Origin of the sequence: Chryseobacterium pennipullorum, from assembly GCF_003384725.1 — a bacterium.
GTDB classification, from domain to species: domain Bacteria; phylum Bacteroidota; class Bacteroidia; order Flavobacteriales; family Weeksellaceae; genus Chryseobacterium; species Chryseobacterium pennipullorum.
On sequence record NZ_QNVV01000008.1, the window covers coordinates 68332 to 83381 of the forward strand.

Below are 15050 nucleotides of genomic sequence, written 5' to 3' on the forward strand. Positions count from 1 at the left end.
AGTCTTATGTTACATTTATGTCCATAATAATGTCAAATAGTACGTATCTTTGTTAAAGATTACATTACTGAAATGAATATGGTGAAAAATCAAAAGGTTATCCTCTATAAAACCGCTTCTACTGAGCAATTCCCTGAAAACTTTCAAACCCGGTTTCATACGCATATTTATTGCCAGCGTGGAAGTGTAGAGTTTGTGTTCAATGGTCAGTCATACCATTGCAAAAAGGGCGAATTCATCTTTTGGCTTGCCGGAATTGATGTTTCAGAGTTATCTTTCTCTGCAAATTTCACAGCCGCTGTATTGTTTGTAGATAAAGATTTGTTGACAGAAAATTTTCCAAGTTTAAATAGAAGTATTGATTCAATTTTGCATTCTAAAGAAAACCCAATATTGCACCCCAAAAAAAAAGACAAGGAGAAAATCTTAAAAAACTTTCAATTATTATACGATATATTCCTAGAGACGAACCACCGCTTTTATGAAGAAGCATTGAAGCTCCAAATGCAATTGTTCCTTTTGGAAATGTGGCATATTTTTGCAGACGAACTCGATAGGCGTAAGCGTAGCTTACAAAGCGGCACATTGTATGAACGATTTATGCAATTGGTACAGGAACACTGTATGAAAGAGCGGGAGGTTCGGTTTTACAGTGAGAAGCTTCACATCACCCCTAAGTACCTTAACTATATTTGTAAAGTCAATACCCGTATCACTGCATCGGAATGGATACAGCGATATGCGAAAGAGCGGATAATACTTTTATTGCAGAACAGGAACCTGAATATTTCGGAAATTGCAGACGAAATGGAGTTTTCGAGCCGTTCGTTTTTTACCCGCTATGTAAAAAAACTATTGGGTGTAAGTCCGAAGGAATATAGAGAGCGGATGTAAAAAACTGCTTGGTTAAATAAAGTATCTTATGAAGAATATCATAAATAAAACTGGCGCCATTTGTCTGTCAATGGCGCCAGTTGTCTTTTGTGACCCGGCTGGGATTCGAACCCAGGACCCATACATTAAAAGTGTATTGCTCTACCAGCTGAGCTACCGAGTCGGCCACTTACTTTTTCAAGTAAATCCCTTTGTTTAAGGGACTGCAAAGATAGTAAAAGCTCTTTTAAATCCAAATTTTTCGAGACATTTTTATCAGAAATTCAGCCCGTTTCCAGACAAGCATCTGTTAATAAATTATTTACGATCATAGGTTTTTTTATATAAATAGCCTATCTCGCAAAAAAGCCTACAGATAAGCTGTCTCATTCCCATCATCATGCATAAGCGTCCTATTCATCAAACAGGAACATTTTCTCAATTATTTTGCGTATTCATCGACATGACTTTTGTTCACAAAAAAGGGACTGCTTTATCATGCAGTCCCCAATCACTCTAACTATAAAATAAGCTGAAACAGCTACACTCTTTTACTATTTGATGAAAATACGACACTTTTCCCCATCCATTTTATGCAGGTGATAATCTGCGGGACTTTAAATAAAGAACGGTACGGTTCAGATAGGGAAAAAGAAGAATTAAAAGTAATGAAGCGGCCAGCAGCCACATCATCATTTCATAATAATCCATTGCGAAACGCACATGATCCTGAACATTCATTCTTTCAAGCAGTAATTTATTAGCAGCTTTCACTGCGTGGTCTTCAGACATTCCTTTGGCCATGAGCCTGGCTACCTGCTGATGAAGAAAACTTTTTACTGCCGGATCTACAGCGGTTAGATGATCCTGAAAAGCGTTGTAATGGCGGCTCTTCTCAAAAAGTTCGAAAAAATTAATCAGCGCTATGCTGGCGCAGAATCCCAGATAGCGTATTGTAAGTGCCGCCGCCGCTGCCGAAGGTCCGATAGATGCCGGAACTGAAGATATAATAAAAATAATGGTGGGAACCATAATCAATCCTACACCCAGCCCCTGCAGGAACAAGGGAATAAAATAATTGAATTCATCAGCCTGGATATCAAAAGAGAAATACATGAGCAGATGAAACAGAAAAAGCAGCAAAAAGCCAGGTACCCAGATGTACTGTATTTTCTTTTTTTGGAGCACCATGCAGCAGGCAACAATAACTCCGAAAATAAGTCCTGAAAGATTAAAAATATTGATATAAGAAATGTAAAAAGGATCCAGATGGAGCTCTGTTGCAAAGAAAGTATTGGTAATTCCCGAAGCAAAACGACAGATATACATGATAAAAAGAATCAGCAGACCCACCCTGAAATTCCGGTATCCGAAAATACGCAGGTCAATATAAGGCCTTTTGATGGAATGCTGCCGGAAGATGGATACTCCTGCTAAAATAACAATGATGATCACGCTCCCCAAAATCCGGAAATCTTCCAGCCAATAATACTCCTGGCCGTAAATGGCAATATATCCTGTAAGCAGCAATATTGTACTGAATACCACAAAGCTTTGCCAGTCGAGCTTATAAAGGTGAAATCTGGCATGGGTTCTGTAATTGCTCATGGCGAGCGTCAGAAAAAAGAGTCCGGGCAGGTAGGAAAAAATAGCCGTTTTATAAACGATATTGAAATTGTACGAATCTATCAGCTCCGCTGTAATCAGATTATTGAAAGGCAGCGCACAGATCAGGATTCCGAAGAACACAGAAAAGCTGATTTCCCGCCCTCGCTCGCTGTTCAGGCGAGTAAAAATTAAAGTCAGCGACAGGTTAACGTTTCCTGCGAATAACATTCCCTGTATAAAACGTACAGGAAAAAGGATATAAATATCATGGGTACAATAACATATCAGGCAGGCCAATATTTGTAAAGTGGTGAATAACAGGAAGTATTCTTTAGCAGCCAGGAAACTGAAAAATCTTCTTTCCAGGCTGTAAAACCCAACATATCCGGCATAAAATAAAGCCACTGCAAACTGAATGTCAGCAGGTTCACTCCCATAATATCCTGCCGCAGCATTGAGATTGGCCAGGGGAAGAAAAAAAATAATAATCCCTGGCAATGTCATCGAAAAGAGGATAATCTTAATCAGCCATTCCGGTGCCCACCGTTTGAAAAACGGCATTTTTCTTTTAGCCATTGGAGTGCTTTTTATGAGCATATACATTGACATTCATTCCCAACTTTAGAACGTCAATATCTTTTCGTTTTCCATCCACTCTGATTCTCACAGGAATACGCTGTACGATTTTCACATAGTTTCCCGTGGAATTATCCGGAGGCAAAAGCGAAAAACTTGATCCGGTCGCTGGTGAAAGGGATATGATCGTTCCCTGAAATTCCCGGTCCGGGTAGGAATCGGCAATGATCTTCACGTGATCACCAATCTGCATATCCTTAATCTGTGTTTCCTTATAATTGGCCACTACCCATTTATCGGTTTCATTATTCACGATAAATGCAAGAGTATCTCCGGCATCGATCATCTGACCGACCTCTACGGTTCTCCGTCCCATTCTTCCGTCATATGCCGCAATCACTGCGGTATAGCTGACATCCAGCCGATGGCGGTCCAGTAATGCCTGCAGCCTGGCTATCTCTGCCTGTACCACAGTTTTTTCTGCCTGAATATCATGTATTTTTGAAACAGAGGCAGCATAGGTATCCTGAGAAGACCGGTACTCACTTTCATTGACATCCAGGGTTGCTTTTACATCTTCAAGCCGTTGTTTTGTAGCCGATTCTTCATGGTACAGTTTTTCGTACCTGTTATAATCGAGCTGCTGTTTCCATACTTTTGCCTTACTGGCATCTACCTGAGCCTGTGCTGCGGCCGCTTCTTTCTCTGTAGTGCCGGTGTTGCTTTCCAGGACTTTAAGCTGTGCCCAGGTTTTCTGAAGGGCAGCCTGAGTCTGCTTTTGCTGAAGAACATATTCCCGGTTATCGATCAGCAAAAGGGTATCCCCTTTTTTCACTTCCTGATTCTCCTCAAATCTGACGGCGACAATGAATCCGCCTGCTCTTGAAATGACAGGATTGAGGTATTCCTGAACCTGAGCATCATTGGTCTGCTCGTACTGATAATAATTCTTAAGACTAACGCTGCCCCATACAGCAAGTGCAGCGACGATACATACGGCGATCCAGCCTGTAATTTTAGTAATCAGCCGGTCCGTGGGGGTATATTTTTTTTTCATTGTTTTTATAAAGTACCTGTTATATTTTGTAGTAAATAGTAATTGTTGCGGGCCATGATTTTGGCGGCCTCCAGTTCAAATTTTGTCTGAAGAAGCTGTATATCAGCATCCAAAAGCTCCGTAATAAGAGAAGTCTGACTGAAGTAGGTATTTTTGATAATCCTGGCATTTTCTTTAGCCTGCGCAACATTAGTTTCAGCCAGCTTTATCTGTTCCAGCGTCTCCTGATATCTGAGATACGCTTCTTTCACCTGCTGCCTTAACTGGTCTTCCGTATTTTTATGGGCTTCTTCTTCCTTTTCAAATTCCAGGGTGGCTGCTTTTACCTTTTGGGTATTGTGGTACAGAGAGGATAGGGAAAAAGAAGCCTTCACTCCTACAATCCCCAATGAGTACCAATCCGGATTGTATGGATACAGGAAAATCTGTGGATTGGCATAGTAAAATTCTCCATACATCCCGATTTTGGGTCGTACATTAGCTTTTACCTGCTTCAGTTTAATTCTGCTGAGCTCAGATTGCTGTTCGGAAACGTGATAATCGAAAGAATGCTGTAATGCCTGTTTCAGAGACTCTTCATAGGTGATGCTTTCATTCCAGTCACTGAAGGGAGCTTCAGGAATCACTACCTCACCATCGGGAATCCCTAAGATTATATTCAGCTTCTGCATAGCAATAAGAATATCATTTTCTATGGTGATCAGCGTCATTTTCCGCTTGGAAAGCTCAAGTTCAATCCTTAATACATCGCTTTTCAGGACCACTCCATTCTTATAGAGCGCCTTTATTTCTTTCACCTGTACCTCCTGATCAGCAATATCCTTTTTGATAAGATCTCTGAAAATAAAAGTCTTCTGCAGTTCAAGATAAAGGGTTGCTGTTTTGTAGTGAATATCCGATACGGCCTGTTCTTTTCTTATTTTGTATACCTTCTGAAGGGTCTGATTCTCTTTGATTTTGAGGTTCAGTTTATTTCCGTTATAAATATTCAGATAAAAATCGGCTCCGGCCCGGTAGAGGGTATGAATAACCTCATGCTGAGTGGGTTTGGAAAAAATTCCGTTTTCATAAATAGGGATGTTGGAGGCTTTTTCTACAGATCCTTTCACGCCTATCTCAGGCAGCCGTTCCCGCAGGGCATCTTTTACTTCAGCTTCTGCAATGTCTACATTGATTGTATTGATTTTAATATGACGGCTGTTTTCTTCCGCTTTTTGCCATGCTTCTTTTAGAGAGAGCCGGATGGTATCATTTCGGAGACTGCCTGTCTGGGCTTGTGCAGCATAGGTAATTCCCAGTACCAGCAATCCGGTGATATAAATTTTCATCAGAATTTTTCGAATTATTGCAGTGCAAATTTATTCTCAATCTTGAAAATATTTTTATCTAAAATAGTCAAGTTTTACATGATTCCGGCCAAATGATTATATTTGCATTTTCATTGGATTCAATTCTTTTTTTATGGGATTAATTGCTGCACTTCCTCACATAGATGAACATGCTAAAAGTGTCTTTGTCATGCATGAAAAATCAGAAAAATTGATCCCTTTTCATAAGCATACGAAAGGACAGCTGAGCTATGTAGAAGGAGGTATTGCCTATATTACCATCGATAACCGTACGTATGTAGTGCCCGCGAGACATTTTTTCTGGATTCCCCAGGGTATGGAACACATTTTAGAAGTCGGCCACTCCGCAACGGTCCTGCATTCTCTATATTTTTATGCCCATGATGACGGTTCAGATCCTTTCTATGGAAGACTCGGGATCTACCCCGCGTCTGAGCTTCTGATCCAGATGATTAAGTATACGGAAATATGGGATGAAAAGCATATTACTGCTGAGGATGAAAATTTTGAATTTCTAATCGCTTTAAAAAAGATCCTTCCCAAAACCCACAAACAGCCTTTACCCATCATCCTTCCTGCTACCCACAATAAGCAAATGATGAGAATTGTCTCTTACCTGGAATGGAATATCGGGGAAAAGCATACGCTGGCGAATGTAAGCACAAGATTTGGCCTTAGTGAGCGGTCGATGTCACGCCTCTTTAAGGCAGATATGGATATTTCTTTTCTTCAGTATCTTAAGACATTGAGAATCATTAAGGCGATTGAGCTGCTTTTAAATACTGACAAATCGATCAGTGAAATTGCTGATGATGTCGGGTACAGTTCCGTCAGTGCATTCAGTGATACGTTTCATGAATTTACCCGGTCCAGACCTTCGGATCTCAGAAAAAGCAGCAAAGCTTTTAAAAATACCTCCACCTGATCTTTGTCAGCACAATAAAAAAATAAAAGAGTTTTTTATCCTTTATTAAAAATAACTTTATATCTTTGTAGTGTAAAAGTATAAAAAAATGTTTTCCAAAACCTGTGAATACGCTCTACGCGCTTTAATCTATATTGCCCAGCAGTCGAAAAATGACAGCAGGGTCGGGATTAAAGATATTTCAAAAAGCATTCATTCTCCGGAACATTTTATTGCTAAAATTCTTCAGGACCTGAGCAGGAAAGGATTTGTACAGTCTGCTAAAGGACCGAACGGAGGCTTTTATATGGACCAGAAAAACCTGGATACTTCTATTGCTGATATTGTAAGGGAGATTGATGGTGACAAACTGTTTTCAGGCTGTGGACTGGGGCTCGATCAATGTTCTGAGCTTCATCCCTGTCCGCTTCATGACCAGTTTAAAAGTATCAGACAGGATCTTCGCGTGATGCTTGAAAACTCTAGGATACAGATGTTTGTTGATAATCTGGATTTAAGATTAACCCATCTGAAGGTTTAAAAAAAAATTTACTCCAATAAAAGATAAAAAGGTCTTAATATATTTAATACAAAAATTATGAAATTTTACCTTAAAAATCCTTTGGTGCTGACGGCCTTCTGTCTGATGACAGGAGTCTTTATAACCATAAGTTTCATAGAAACGCCTTTGAAGTTTCAGGTTGAGGGAATCACTCTTCCCATAGCCCTGGGGCTGGGTAAACTGATGTTCGGAGTATCCACTGCCCTCCAGTGGTTTTTCCTGGTTCTTATTTTGGGCCTTATGCTGATCAGCCGGAAAAACTATACAAAATCAGATTTTTATATCATGACGTTTTTGTTCCTGCTCCAAGCTTCAGAGCAGTTTTGGATGCTGCCGGTTCTTGATGCCCGGGTTGATGCACTTTCCTCCGGAAAAACACTGGCCCCTACTGCACTGCATGATTACTTCATCAACACTGAAATAGCGAAAGCTATTCTTATGATAACCGCTATTGCATTACAATTTAAAAAAAATAAAAAGTATTCATTATGAAAGCACTGGTAATCCCTACAGCAATGATATTGATCTGGGTACTGATCTCCATGTCATGTTCCGGCAAAAACGAAACAACGCCCATTCCCATCCCTGAACCGTCCACGGGACAACAGGCTCCACAACCGGTTGTTACTCCCGAACCTGTTGCTATAACTCCTGTTTCAGATGACCCCGGATTTAAGCTCATTGAAGGCGCCGACTGTCTTGCCTGCCACAAGATCGATGCAAAAGTAATAGGACCTTCTTACCAGGATGTGGCTGCAAAATACACAGAATCGGATATTGATCAACTGGCTCAGAAAATCATCGAGGGAGGAAAAGGAAACTGGGGAGATATTCCCATGACGCCTCATGAAGGATTAAGTAAAGACAATGCTAAACAGATGGTGAAATATATTCTTTCACTAAAAAAGTAATTAAAAAATTTAAAATAATAAAAGACAAAAAAGTATTATATTATGAACACAAAAACAGATTTTATCGGAGATATGGTAGCAGAAGACTTCAGAACAGCTGCTATTTTTAAAAAACACGGAATTGACTTCTGCTGTAAAGGCGGAAGAACCATTGAAGATGCATGCAGCAACAAAATGCTCAATCCTGAAGACGTTTACGCAGACCTCGGATCTCTCCCCGACAGTTCAGATTCTGTGATCGATTTCAACAGCTGGCCGTTGGATCTTCTAGCTGATTATATTGAAAAAACACACCACCGGTATGTAGAAGAAAAGACCGCCGTTCTTCAGGCATTTTTGGATAAACTATGTCGAGTGCATGGGGGAAGACATCCGGAATTGTTTGAAGTAATGTCCTTATTTAACGAATCAGCTCAGGACCTCTCTGCCCACATGAAAAAAGAGGAACTCATCCTGTTTCCTTTCGTAAGAAATATGATGAAAGCCAAAATATCCGGAACACCTGTTCCCCACCCTGTTTTCGGAACCGTTGAAAATCCGGTGGCTATGATGCAGCATGAGCATACCGTAGAAGGCGACCGGTTCCGGAAAATTGCTGAGATCACTAATGAATACCTACCGCCCGCTGATGCCTGTAATACATATAAAGTAGCATTTGCCACGCTCCAGGATTTTGAAAATGACCTGCACAAACATATCCATCTGGAAAACAACATCCTCTTCCCAAAGGCCATCCGACTGGAAAAAGAATTAAATACCCCATCTTAAAAACTGACCTGAATGACACCTAAAAAACTTTGGATATGGCTTGCAGCAGTGATGGTTGTATCATTTGCCGTTCTTATATTCTACGGAACCGAGATTTACAGAAAAGTGCCTCCTGTTCCCGAAAAAGTAATCTGTACAGATGGGACCGTACTTGCTACGGGACAGGATATCAAGGACGGACAGAATGTCTGGCAGTCTATTGGTGGTCAGACGGTGGGAAGTATCTGGGGCCATGGTGCTTATATCGCCCCGGACTGGACCGCCGATTATCTTCACCGGGAATCTGTACTCCTCCTGGACGAACTGGCTAAAAAAGACGGAAAAATCTACACCGAACTTCCTGACGAGGAACAGGCCCGGTATCAGGTATTGCTGAAAAAGGAACTTCGTACCAATACATTTGACGGGAACGATAACGCTATTGTTTTTTCGCCAGAGAGAGCAAAAGTGCAGAAACAGCTGGCCGTTTATTATTCTAAATTGTTTATGAATGACTCCTCTATGGCTGAGTTGCGTGACCAGTATGCCATTCCCAAAAATACCATCAAAGACACAGACAGAATGGCTAAAATGAATGCCTTCTTTGCCTGGAGCTCCTGGGTGTGCATTACAGAAAGGCCTGGGGATCATGTAACCTACACCAACAACTGGCCGCATGATGAGTCTGTGGGAAATGTTCCGCCGCCATCGCTTCATTTATGGTCAGGGTTCAGTGTCTTGCTTCTTCTCGCCTGTGTAGGTCTTCTGGTCTTCTACCATGCAAGAAATAAAGAAGAAGAAATAAGTGAAGCTTTACCTCTCGAAGATCCTATGCGGAATATGAAGCCTACTGCTTCCATGAAAGCCACATTGAAATATATCTGGGTCGTGGCATTACTAATCCTGGTCCAGATGCTTGCAGGTGTCGTCACGGCCCATTATGGCGTGGAAGGAAGCGGATTTTATGGGATTCCGCTGGATGAGTTTCTTCCGCAGTCGGTTTCCAGAAGCTGGCACGTGCAACTGGCTATCTTCTGGATTGCTACCTCCTGGCTTGCTACGGGGCTGTACATTGCTCCTGCTGTTTCGGGACACGAGCCTAAATACCAGAAGCTGGGTGTGAATGTCCTGTTCGGAGCTTTACTGATCGTTGTATTGGGATCTTTGACGGGACAGTGGCTTGGCGTTATGCAAAAGCTGGGTCTGGTGGACAATTTCCTGTGGGGACATCAGGGTTATGAGTATGTGGAACTTGGAAGAATCTGGCAGATTTTATTGCTGACCGGGCTTATTCTATGGCTGGTACTAATGGTGAGAGCTCTACTTCCTGCCTTGAAACGTAAAGACGGAGACCGGCATCTGCTGTTGTTATTCACCCTTTCTTCTGTAGCTATTGCAATGTTCTATGGCGCAGGGCTAATGTACGGAAGACAAACCCATATGGCTATTGCAGAATACTGGAGATGGTGGGTCGTACACCTTTGGGTAGAAGGATTCTTCGAAGTCTTTGCAACGGTTGTGGCGGCTTTCCTGTTTACAAGGCTGGGATTACTGAGATTAAAAGCAGCAACAAATGCCGTCTTATTTTCAACTATCATTTTCCTTGGTGGAGGTATTCTGGGAACATTCCATCATTTGTATTTCAGTGCAACACCTACCGCTGTACTGGCATTAGGAGCCACTTTCAGTGCCCTGGAGATTGTACCGCTTGTCCTCATAGGGTATGAAGCGTATCAGAATTATCAGCTCAGCAAATCTACCCGTTGGATCAAAGCATATAAGTGGCCGATCTACTGTTTCATAGCCATGTGTTTCTGGAATTTTCTGGGAGCAGGGATTTTCGGATTTGCCATCAACCCGCCTATTGCTTTATATTATATCCAGGGACTGAATACCACAGCTGTTCACGGACACGCTGCCCTCTTCGGGGTCTATGGAATTTTAGGGATCGGACTGATGCTGTTCGTCCTGAGAGGGCTGTATCCGGACAGGCAATGGAACGATAAGCTGATAAGCTGGGCATTCTGGCTCACCAATATTGGCCTTCTGGTCATGGTAACAATAAGCCTCCTGCCGATAGGAATCATGCAGTCTGTAGCTTCCATTAAGGAGGGCTATTGGTATGCCCGTTCTGCAGAATTTATGCAGACTGACATCATGCATTTCCTGAGATGGATGCGTGTTCCCGGAGATATTTTACTGGCTGCCGGTGAACTTTTGCTTGTTATTTTTATCATAGGGCTGAAGTTCGGATGGTCTTTAAAAGAAAAACGGTAGAATCCCGACCTGTACCATCAGTTCATGTCTAAAATTTTATTTTCCATTAATTTTAATCAGAATATATGAAACGTAATGACAATATAGTACATCTTTCCCGGGATCATCATTTCGGATTGCTTTGCAGCTGGAAAATCAGGCAGGGTTTGAAAAAGCAAGTGGAAGCTGCCAGAATTAAAAATTATATCTTTTATTTCTGGAAAAATCATCTTGAAGAACATTTCCGGAAGGAAGAAGAAATCCTGTTTCCCTATCTTGAAGATGAGTATACAGTTCGGATCCAATCGGAACATACACGGCTAAAAAAGTTAATTTCCCAGATCGAAAATTATGGGGATTCCGGTCCGTTCCAAGATTTTGCAGATCTTCTGGAACAGCATATCCGTTTTGAAGAGCGCAGCTGGTTCCCACATCTGGAAGAAAAACTAAGTTGGACTACCCTGGAACAGATTGGAAAAGAACTAGACAGGATACACTTCGACGAAAAAGACAATCATCCTGATGAATTCTGGAAATAATGTTATTACTAAAAACCCTTCTGATCTGAAGATCCGAAGGGTTTTATTGGTCATCACGACCGGTTTACTTACTGCGTTGCCTTAATGATTTCTGTTGTAATCTGAACCTCTTTCTTTTTTGAATAGGCAGAGTCGAATGGCTGCATTATATCAAATAAATACTGATAAAAAGGAGCGATCTTCTGAATTTTTTCAGATTCTTTCACTGCCTTCTCCTTTCCCACCCTCTTAAGCATTTGGATAAAAGCATTGAACTTCTTATCAACCGGCTCTATGGATTTGATCAGATAGGCATAGGCTTTTTCATTTTGTCCTAAGGTTTTATAAGCTTCTGTAACTGCCGAAACTCCTAAAGCGTATTCCATCGGCTTGGTCCGCATCTGTTTTCCGGATGCCGACTGAAAGGCTGGTGAAAGACTCAGGTAATACTCATACTCTTCAAATATTTCTTTTTTAAGATTTTCTGCCAGGTCAAGCCCTTTCTTTTCTTCACCGGCTACCATATATGCGGTTACGATCGAGCTCAGAGAGCGCGGGTCATTATATTTTCCGGCTGGGATTTCTTTGGCAGCAAGATCCAGCAGCTCTCGTGCTTTACCTGGCTCTCCGCTGGCAACAAGTGCTGAAACAGCCCTGCTCACAGACATTCTGTAGCCTATAATATTGGATGTCGCTGTTTCATCATAATAAATGCGCTGATCTTTAAAATTTCCCCATCTGAAGTTCTTCACAACCTGATACAGGGAATGAGCATCCACTCTTCCTTTATCACCCTCCGGACTTTGAGGGGTATAGATGGGAACCAGGCGGTAGCTGAAGCCGTCAAACTGCAGGTAGTCATCGAGATAGAATATATTTTCGCTATCATACATGCCGCCTGACGAGAAATTAATCGGGCGTTTCCAGTCAAAGCCTGCCAGCATATCCAGCATCATGAGATTACTTTTATAAAGGGTACTGGCCTTGTAGCTGATCGTAATATGATCCACGGTATCCGGAAGATCTGCCTGGCTGATTATTCCGGCTTTTACAGCATTTTCTTTATTAACAGGAAGAATAAATTTGTTCACCGGAAGGATATTAAACTTCTCATATTTTTCTTCCCCAAAGTACATTTTTAGCAATTCATCTTTTTCAGGAGATTTGAATTTGATGAAATCTACAGCTTCTTTCAGGGTCATGGAATCCTGGGTCAGGTATTTTCTGAATTCGCTGAATGCCGTGTCCGGGGCGCCCTGCTCTTTAAGGGTAGAAAAAAGGCCTTCCCATTCTTCTTTATTCATGACGTACACCTGATCATTTACCCCATCCCTGTAATCATCATGGGTTAGCTGTCCGGGAATTCCCATTGCATTGTAGGTTTTCCTTTTTACCTGATCAATGCTCCATGGCATAGCCAGAAGGGTAAAATTGACTGTTTTCACATCATCACGGAAACGTTCTGTTTCCTGGATCGCCCAGACCGGAAAAGTATCATTATCTCCATAAATAAAAACAATATCGTCTTTTGGCAGTGATCTCAGAAATGAGTAGGCATAGTCACGGGCAGCAGTCTTACGGCTGCGGTCATGGGAATTATAATTCTGGAATCCCATCATCAATGGAATTCCCAATAACACTGCTCCAATTATGAGAATGGTACCTTTTGACTTTAGTTTAGATTGAAGAAACCACAGGATAGCCCCCGCCCCAAGACCAATCCAAATAGCAAAAGCATAGAAGGAGCCCACCATCGCATAATCTCTTTCTCGTACCTCAAAAGGTTTTACCCCTGTATAAAAAACGATTCCTACACTCGTCAGGATAAATAATGACAGTATAGCGTAGAATCTTCCAAAATCCCTGTTAAGATGGAAAAAGAATCCAATCAGTCCTAAAATAAACGGCAGGAAAAAAAATCTCACCGTGCTTTCATTCCTGAACTTAGCCGGCATATGGTCCTGATTTCCCAGTAAAGCATTGTCAATAAAAGAAAATCCGGAAATCCAGTTACCTTGTGTATTTTCCATATGTCCTTGGAGGTCATTCTGTCTTCCTACAAAATTCCACATCAGATACCTCACAAAGTAATACCCGTTCTGGAAAGAAATAAAATAGTTCATATTCTGTGCAAACGAGGGACGCTGCACATTGATCAGGTCGTAAGGCTTTACCTTCAGATAATCCTGTGCCGTTATCGAATTATTTTCGTATTTGGCCTTCAGTTCCTTAAAAATCTGCTGAGCCTGCGGATTGTCAGCTGCTTCTTCATTATCATAATTAAAGGTAAAGTCGGGAGCTCCGTATAAGGCTATATAATTGGACATTACATCTTTATCTTCATTAAACATTCTTGGCATCAGACTGATATGAGATTTACTGAATATATAGTTGAACCGCTCACCTGTTTTTCGGTAGGTTCCGGTTTTTTCATCTTTCTCATAAATATCTCCTGTCTTCTCCGTTTTATAACTTCCATCGTCATTTTTCTCGATCCCTTTTTTATCGAGAAAGGCAGTATAATTCTGTCCGTACATCGTGGGCCAGTCACCATACTGTACCCTGTTGTAATAGTCTCTCATCCCGATGGCCGTATCAGGATCATTAAGGTTCATTGGAGGATTCGCGTTCGCCCTGATCGGAATCACCAGCCAGCATGAAAAGCCGACCATCATGTATACGAGTGACAGAACCGCAGTCTGGTAGACCTTTCTCTTAGATTTTCGGGCATATTTTACCAGTAAATAGCAGATCACTGCCATGGCAATAAATGCAGCCACCGTTCCTGAATGGAAAGGAAGGCCTAGTCCATTAACAAAGAAAATCTCCAGTCTTCCGAATATCGTCATCACCAGAGGAAAAATAATTTTGAAAACAAAAACCAGAATTCCCAGAGTAATGAGATTCGCTACGATAAAACTCCTCCAGGTGAACGCATAGTTTCTGGCATAATATACCAGACAGATCGCCGGAATAGCAAGCATACACATCATGTGCACCCCTACAGAGAGTCCGATAATGAAAAATATAAGAATGATCCATCTTTCACTGTCTGCAGCCTGATATTCATTTTCCCATTTGGTAATAAGCCATACCAAAAGGGCAATAAACAGGGATGCCATAGAATATACTTCTCCTTCTACCGCAGAAAACCAAAAAGTATCTGAAAAGGTAAAGCATAACGCTCCAACAACTCCTGCAGATAAAATGGCGATTTCCTGATGCCTGGAAATGTTTTTAAAATCTTTGTTTAAAAGCCTTCTTAGAAAATGGGTAATCGTCCAGAACAGAAACAAAATGGTGAGCGAACTGAATAATGCAGACATCGCGTTGATGACAATGGAATAGTTCTCTGTGTTACCCAATGCAAAAATACTGGCTACCGCTCCTACAATCTGAAACAAAGCCGCTCCGGGAGCATGGGTTACCTCAAGCTTAACTGCCGAAGAGATATATTCGCCACAGTCCCAAAAACTCAGAGAGTGCTCTATCGTGGATAGATAGGTAATCAGTGCAACAACGAAAAGGAACCAACCCAGTATGGTGTTCCGTTTTTTAAAGGACCCGTTTTTCATATGATATTTTCCAATATTAATAGGACAACTGATGAAAAGAACTTATTACATTAATACTAAAAAAAAATGGATAAGGCGAAAAATTTGAGCTGAAACAATTTTTTAAGCTTTGCC

The 15050-nt window shown here is 41.4% G+C and carries 12 protein-coding genes and 1 tRNA gene; 8 read left to right on the top strand and 5 right to left on the bottom strand.

Translation table 11 applies throughout. The annotated features are described in order from the left end of the window. Positions 1–72 precede the first annotated feature (72 nt). Complete coding sequence (locus DRF67_RS10505) at positions 73–894, top strand: helix-turn-helix domain-containing protein (RefSeq protein WP_115928261.1); 822 nt, start codon at positions 73–75, stop codon at positions 892–894. 90 nt (positions 895–984) lie between these two features. Here DRF67_RS10505 and DRF67_RS10510 read toward each other — a convergent pair. From DRF67_RS10510 to DRF67_RS10525, 4 genes are all read right to left on the bottom strand, one after another. Next, positions 985–1057 (bottom strand) — tRNA-Lys (locus tag DRF67_RS10510). 407 nt (positions 1058–1464) lie between these two features. Then, a complete protein-coding gene (locus DRF67_RS10515; protein ID WP_115928381.1) occupies positions 1465–3057 on the bottom strand; it encodes an efflux MFS transporter permease in 1593 nt (530 codons plus the stop codon). Continuing rightward, positions 3050–4114, bottom strand: a complete 1065-nt coding sequence (locus tag DRF67_RS10520) for an HlyD family secretion protein (RefSeq protein WP_115928262.1) — start codon at positions 4112–4114, stop codon at positions 3050–3052. The genes DRF67_RS10515 and DRF67_RS10520 overlap by 8 nt, the downstream gene beginning before the upstream one ends. Positions 4115–4119: 5 nt before the next feature. Then, positions 4120–5442 carry a TolC family protein gene (locus DRF67_RS10525; RefSeq protein ID WP_115928263.1) on the bottom strand — a complete coding sequence of 441 codons (1323 nt, stop codon included), beginning with the start codon at positions 5440–5442 and terminating at the stop codon, positions 4120–4122. Between the two features lie 133 nt (positions 5443–5575). Here DRF67_RS10525 and DRF67_RS10530 point away from each other — a divergent pair, with 133 nt between their 5' ends. The 7 genes from DRF67_RS10530 to DRF67_RS10560 all read left to right on the top strand — a co-directional run bounded on the left by DRF67_RS10530 (position 5576) and on the right by DRF67_RS10560 (position 11382). Beyond that, the gene (locus DRF67_RS10530) at positions 5576–6388 is read left to right on the top strand and encodes an AraC family transcriptional regulator (protein WP_115928264.1); all 813 of its coding nucleotides are present in this window, start codon (positions 5576–5578) and stop codon (positions 6386–6388) included. 88 nt (positions 6389–6476) lie between these two features. Further along, the gene (locus tag DRF67_RS10535; protein ID WP_115928265.1) at positions 6477–6908 is read left to right on the top strand and encodes an RrF2 family transcriptional regulator; all 432 of its coding nucleotides are present in this window, start codon (positions 6477–6479) and stop codon (positions 6906–6908) included. A 57-nt stretch (positions 6909–6965) separates the two neighbouring features. After that, positions 6966–7421 (top strand): hypothetical protein, encoded by a 456-nt coding sequence (locus DRF67_RS10540; RefSeq protein ID WP_115928266.1) that lies wholly within the window; start codon positions 6966–6968, stop codon positions 7419–7421. Next, positions 7418–7840, top strand: coding sequence for a c-type cytochrome (locus DRF67_RS10545; RefSeq protein WP_115928267.1), 423 nt, complete (start codon positions 7418–7420; stop codon positions 7838–7840). The genes DRF67_RS10540 and DRF67_RS10545 overlap by 4 nt, the downstream gene beginning before the upstream one ends. A 42-nt stretch (positions 7841–7882) precedes the next feature. Beyond that, a complete protein-coding gene (gene ric, locus DRF67_RS10550) occupies positions 7883–8608 on the top strand; it encodes an iron-sulfur cluster repair di-iron protein (RefSeq protein WP_115928268.1) in 726 nt (241 codons plus the stop codon). A 12-nt stretch (positions 8609–8620) separates the two neighbouring features. Continuing rightward, positions 8621–10864 carry a nitric-oxide reductase large subunit gene (locus DRF67_RS10555; protein WP_115928269.1) on the top strand — a complete coding sequence of 748 codons (2244 nt, stop codon included), beginning with the start codon at positions 8621–8623 and terminating at the stop codon, positions 10862–10864. Between the two features lie 65 nt (positions 10865–10929). Continuing rightward, positions 10930–11382 carry a hemerythrin domain-containing protein gene (locus DRF67_RS10560; protein ID WP_115928270.1) on the top strand — a complete coding sequence of 151 codons (453 nt, stop codon included), beginning with the start codon at positions 10930–10932 and terminating at the stop codon, positions 11380–11382. A gap of 68 nt (positions 11383–11450) precedes the next feature. On the opposite strand, the gene DRF67_RS10565 is transcribed toward DRF67_RS10560, so the two are convergent. Beyond that, the gene (locus DRF67_RS10565) at positions 11451–14936 is read right to left on the bottom strand and encodes a glycosyltransferase family 117 protein (RefSeq protein ID WP_115928271.1); all 3486 of its coding nucleotides are present in this window, start codon (positions 14934–14936) and stop codon (positions 11451–11453) included. Positions 14937–15050 lie beyond the last annotated feature (114 nt).

Bases quoted from the DNA above. Each gene is read 5' to 3' on its own strand.
- DRF67_RS10520 (WP_115928262.1), bottom strand. From the start codon at position 4,114: ATGAAAAAAAAATATACCCCCACGGACCGGCTGATTACTAAAATTACA.
- DRF67_RS10560 (WP_115928270.1), top strand. From the start codon at position 10,930: ATGAAACGTAATGACAATATAGTACATCTTTCCCGGGATCATCATTTC.
- DRF67_RS10540 (WP_115928266.1), top strand. From the start codon at position 6,966: ATGAAATTTTACCTTAAAAATCCTTTGGTGCTGACGGCCTTCTGTCTG.
- DRF67_RS10515 (WP_115928381.1), bottom strand. From the start codon at position 3,057: ATGGCTAAAAGAAAAATGCCGTTTTTCAAACGGTGGGCACCGGAATGG.
- DRF67_RS10535 (WP_115928265.1), top strand. From the start codon at position 6,477: ATGTTTTCCAAAACCTGTGAATACGCTCTACGCGCTTTAATCTATATT.
- DRF67_RS10530 (WP_115928264.1), top strand. From the start codon at position 5,576: ATGGGATTAATTGCTGCACTTCCTCACATAGATGAACATGCTAAAAGT.
- DRF67_RS10505 (WP_115928261.1), top strand. From the start codon at position 73: ATGAATATGGTGAAAAATCAAAAGGTTATCCTCTATAAAACCGCTTCT.
- ric (WP_115928268.1), top strand. From the start codon at position 7,883: ATGAACACAAAAACAGATTTTATCGGAGATATGGTAGCAGAAGACTTC.
- DRF67_RS10525 (WP_115928263.1), bottom strand. From the start codon at position 5,442: ATGAAAATTTATATCACCGGATTGCTGGTACTGGGAATTACCTATGCT.
- DRF67_RS10545 (WP_115928267.1), top strand. From the start codon at position 7,418: ATGAAAGCACTGGTAATCCCTACAGCAATGATATTGATCTGGGTACTG.
- DRF67_RS10555 (WP_115928269.1), top strand. From the start codon at position 8,621: ATGACACCTAAAAAACTTTGGATATGGCTTGCAGCAGTGATGGTTGTA.
- DRF67_RS10565 (WP_115928271.1), bottom strand. From the start codon at position 14,936: ATGAAAAACGGGTCCTTTAAAAAACGGAACACCATACTGGGTTGGTTC.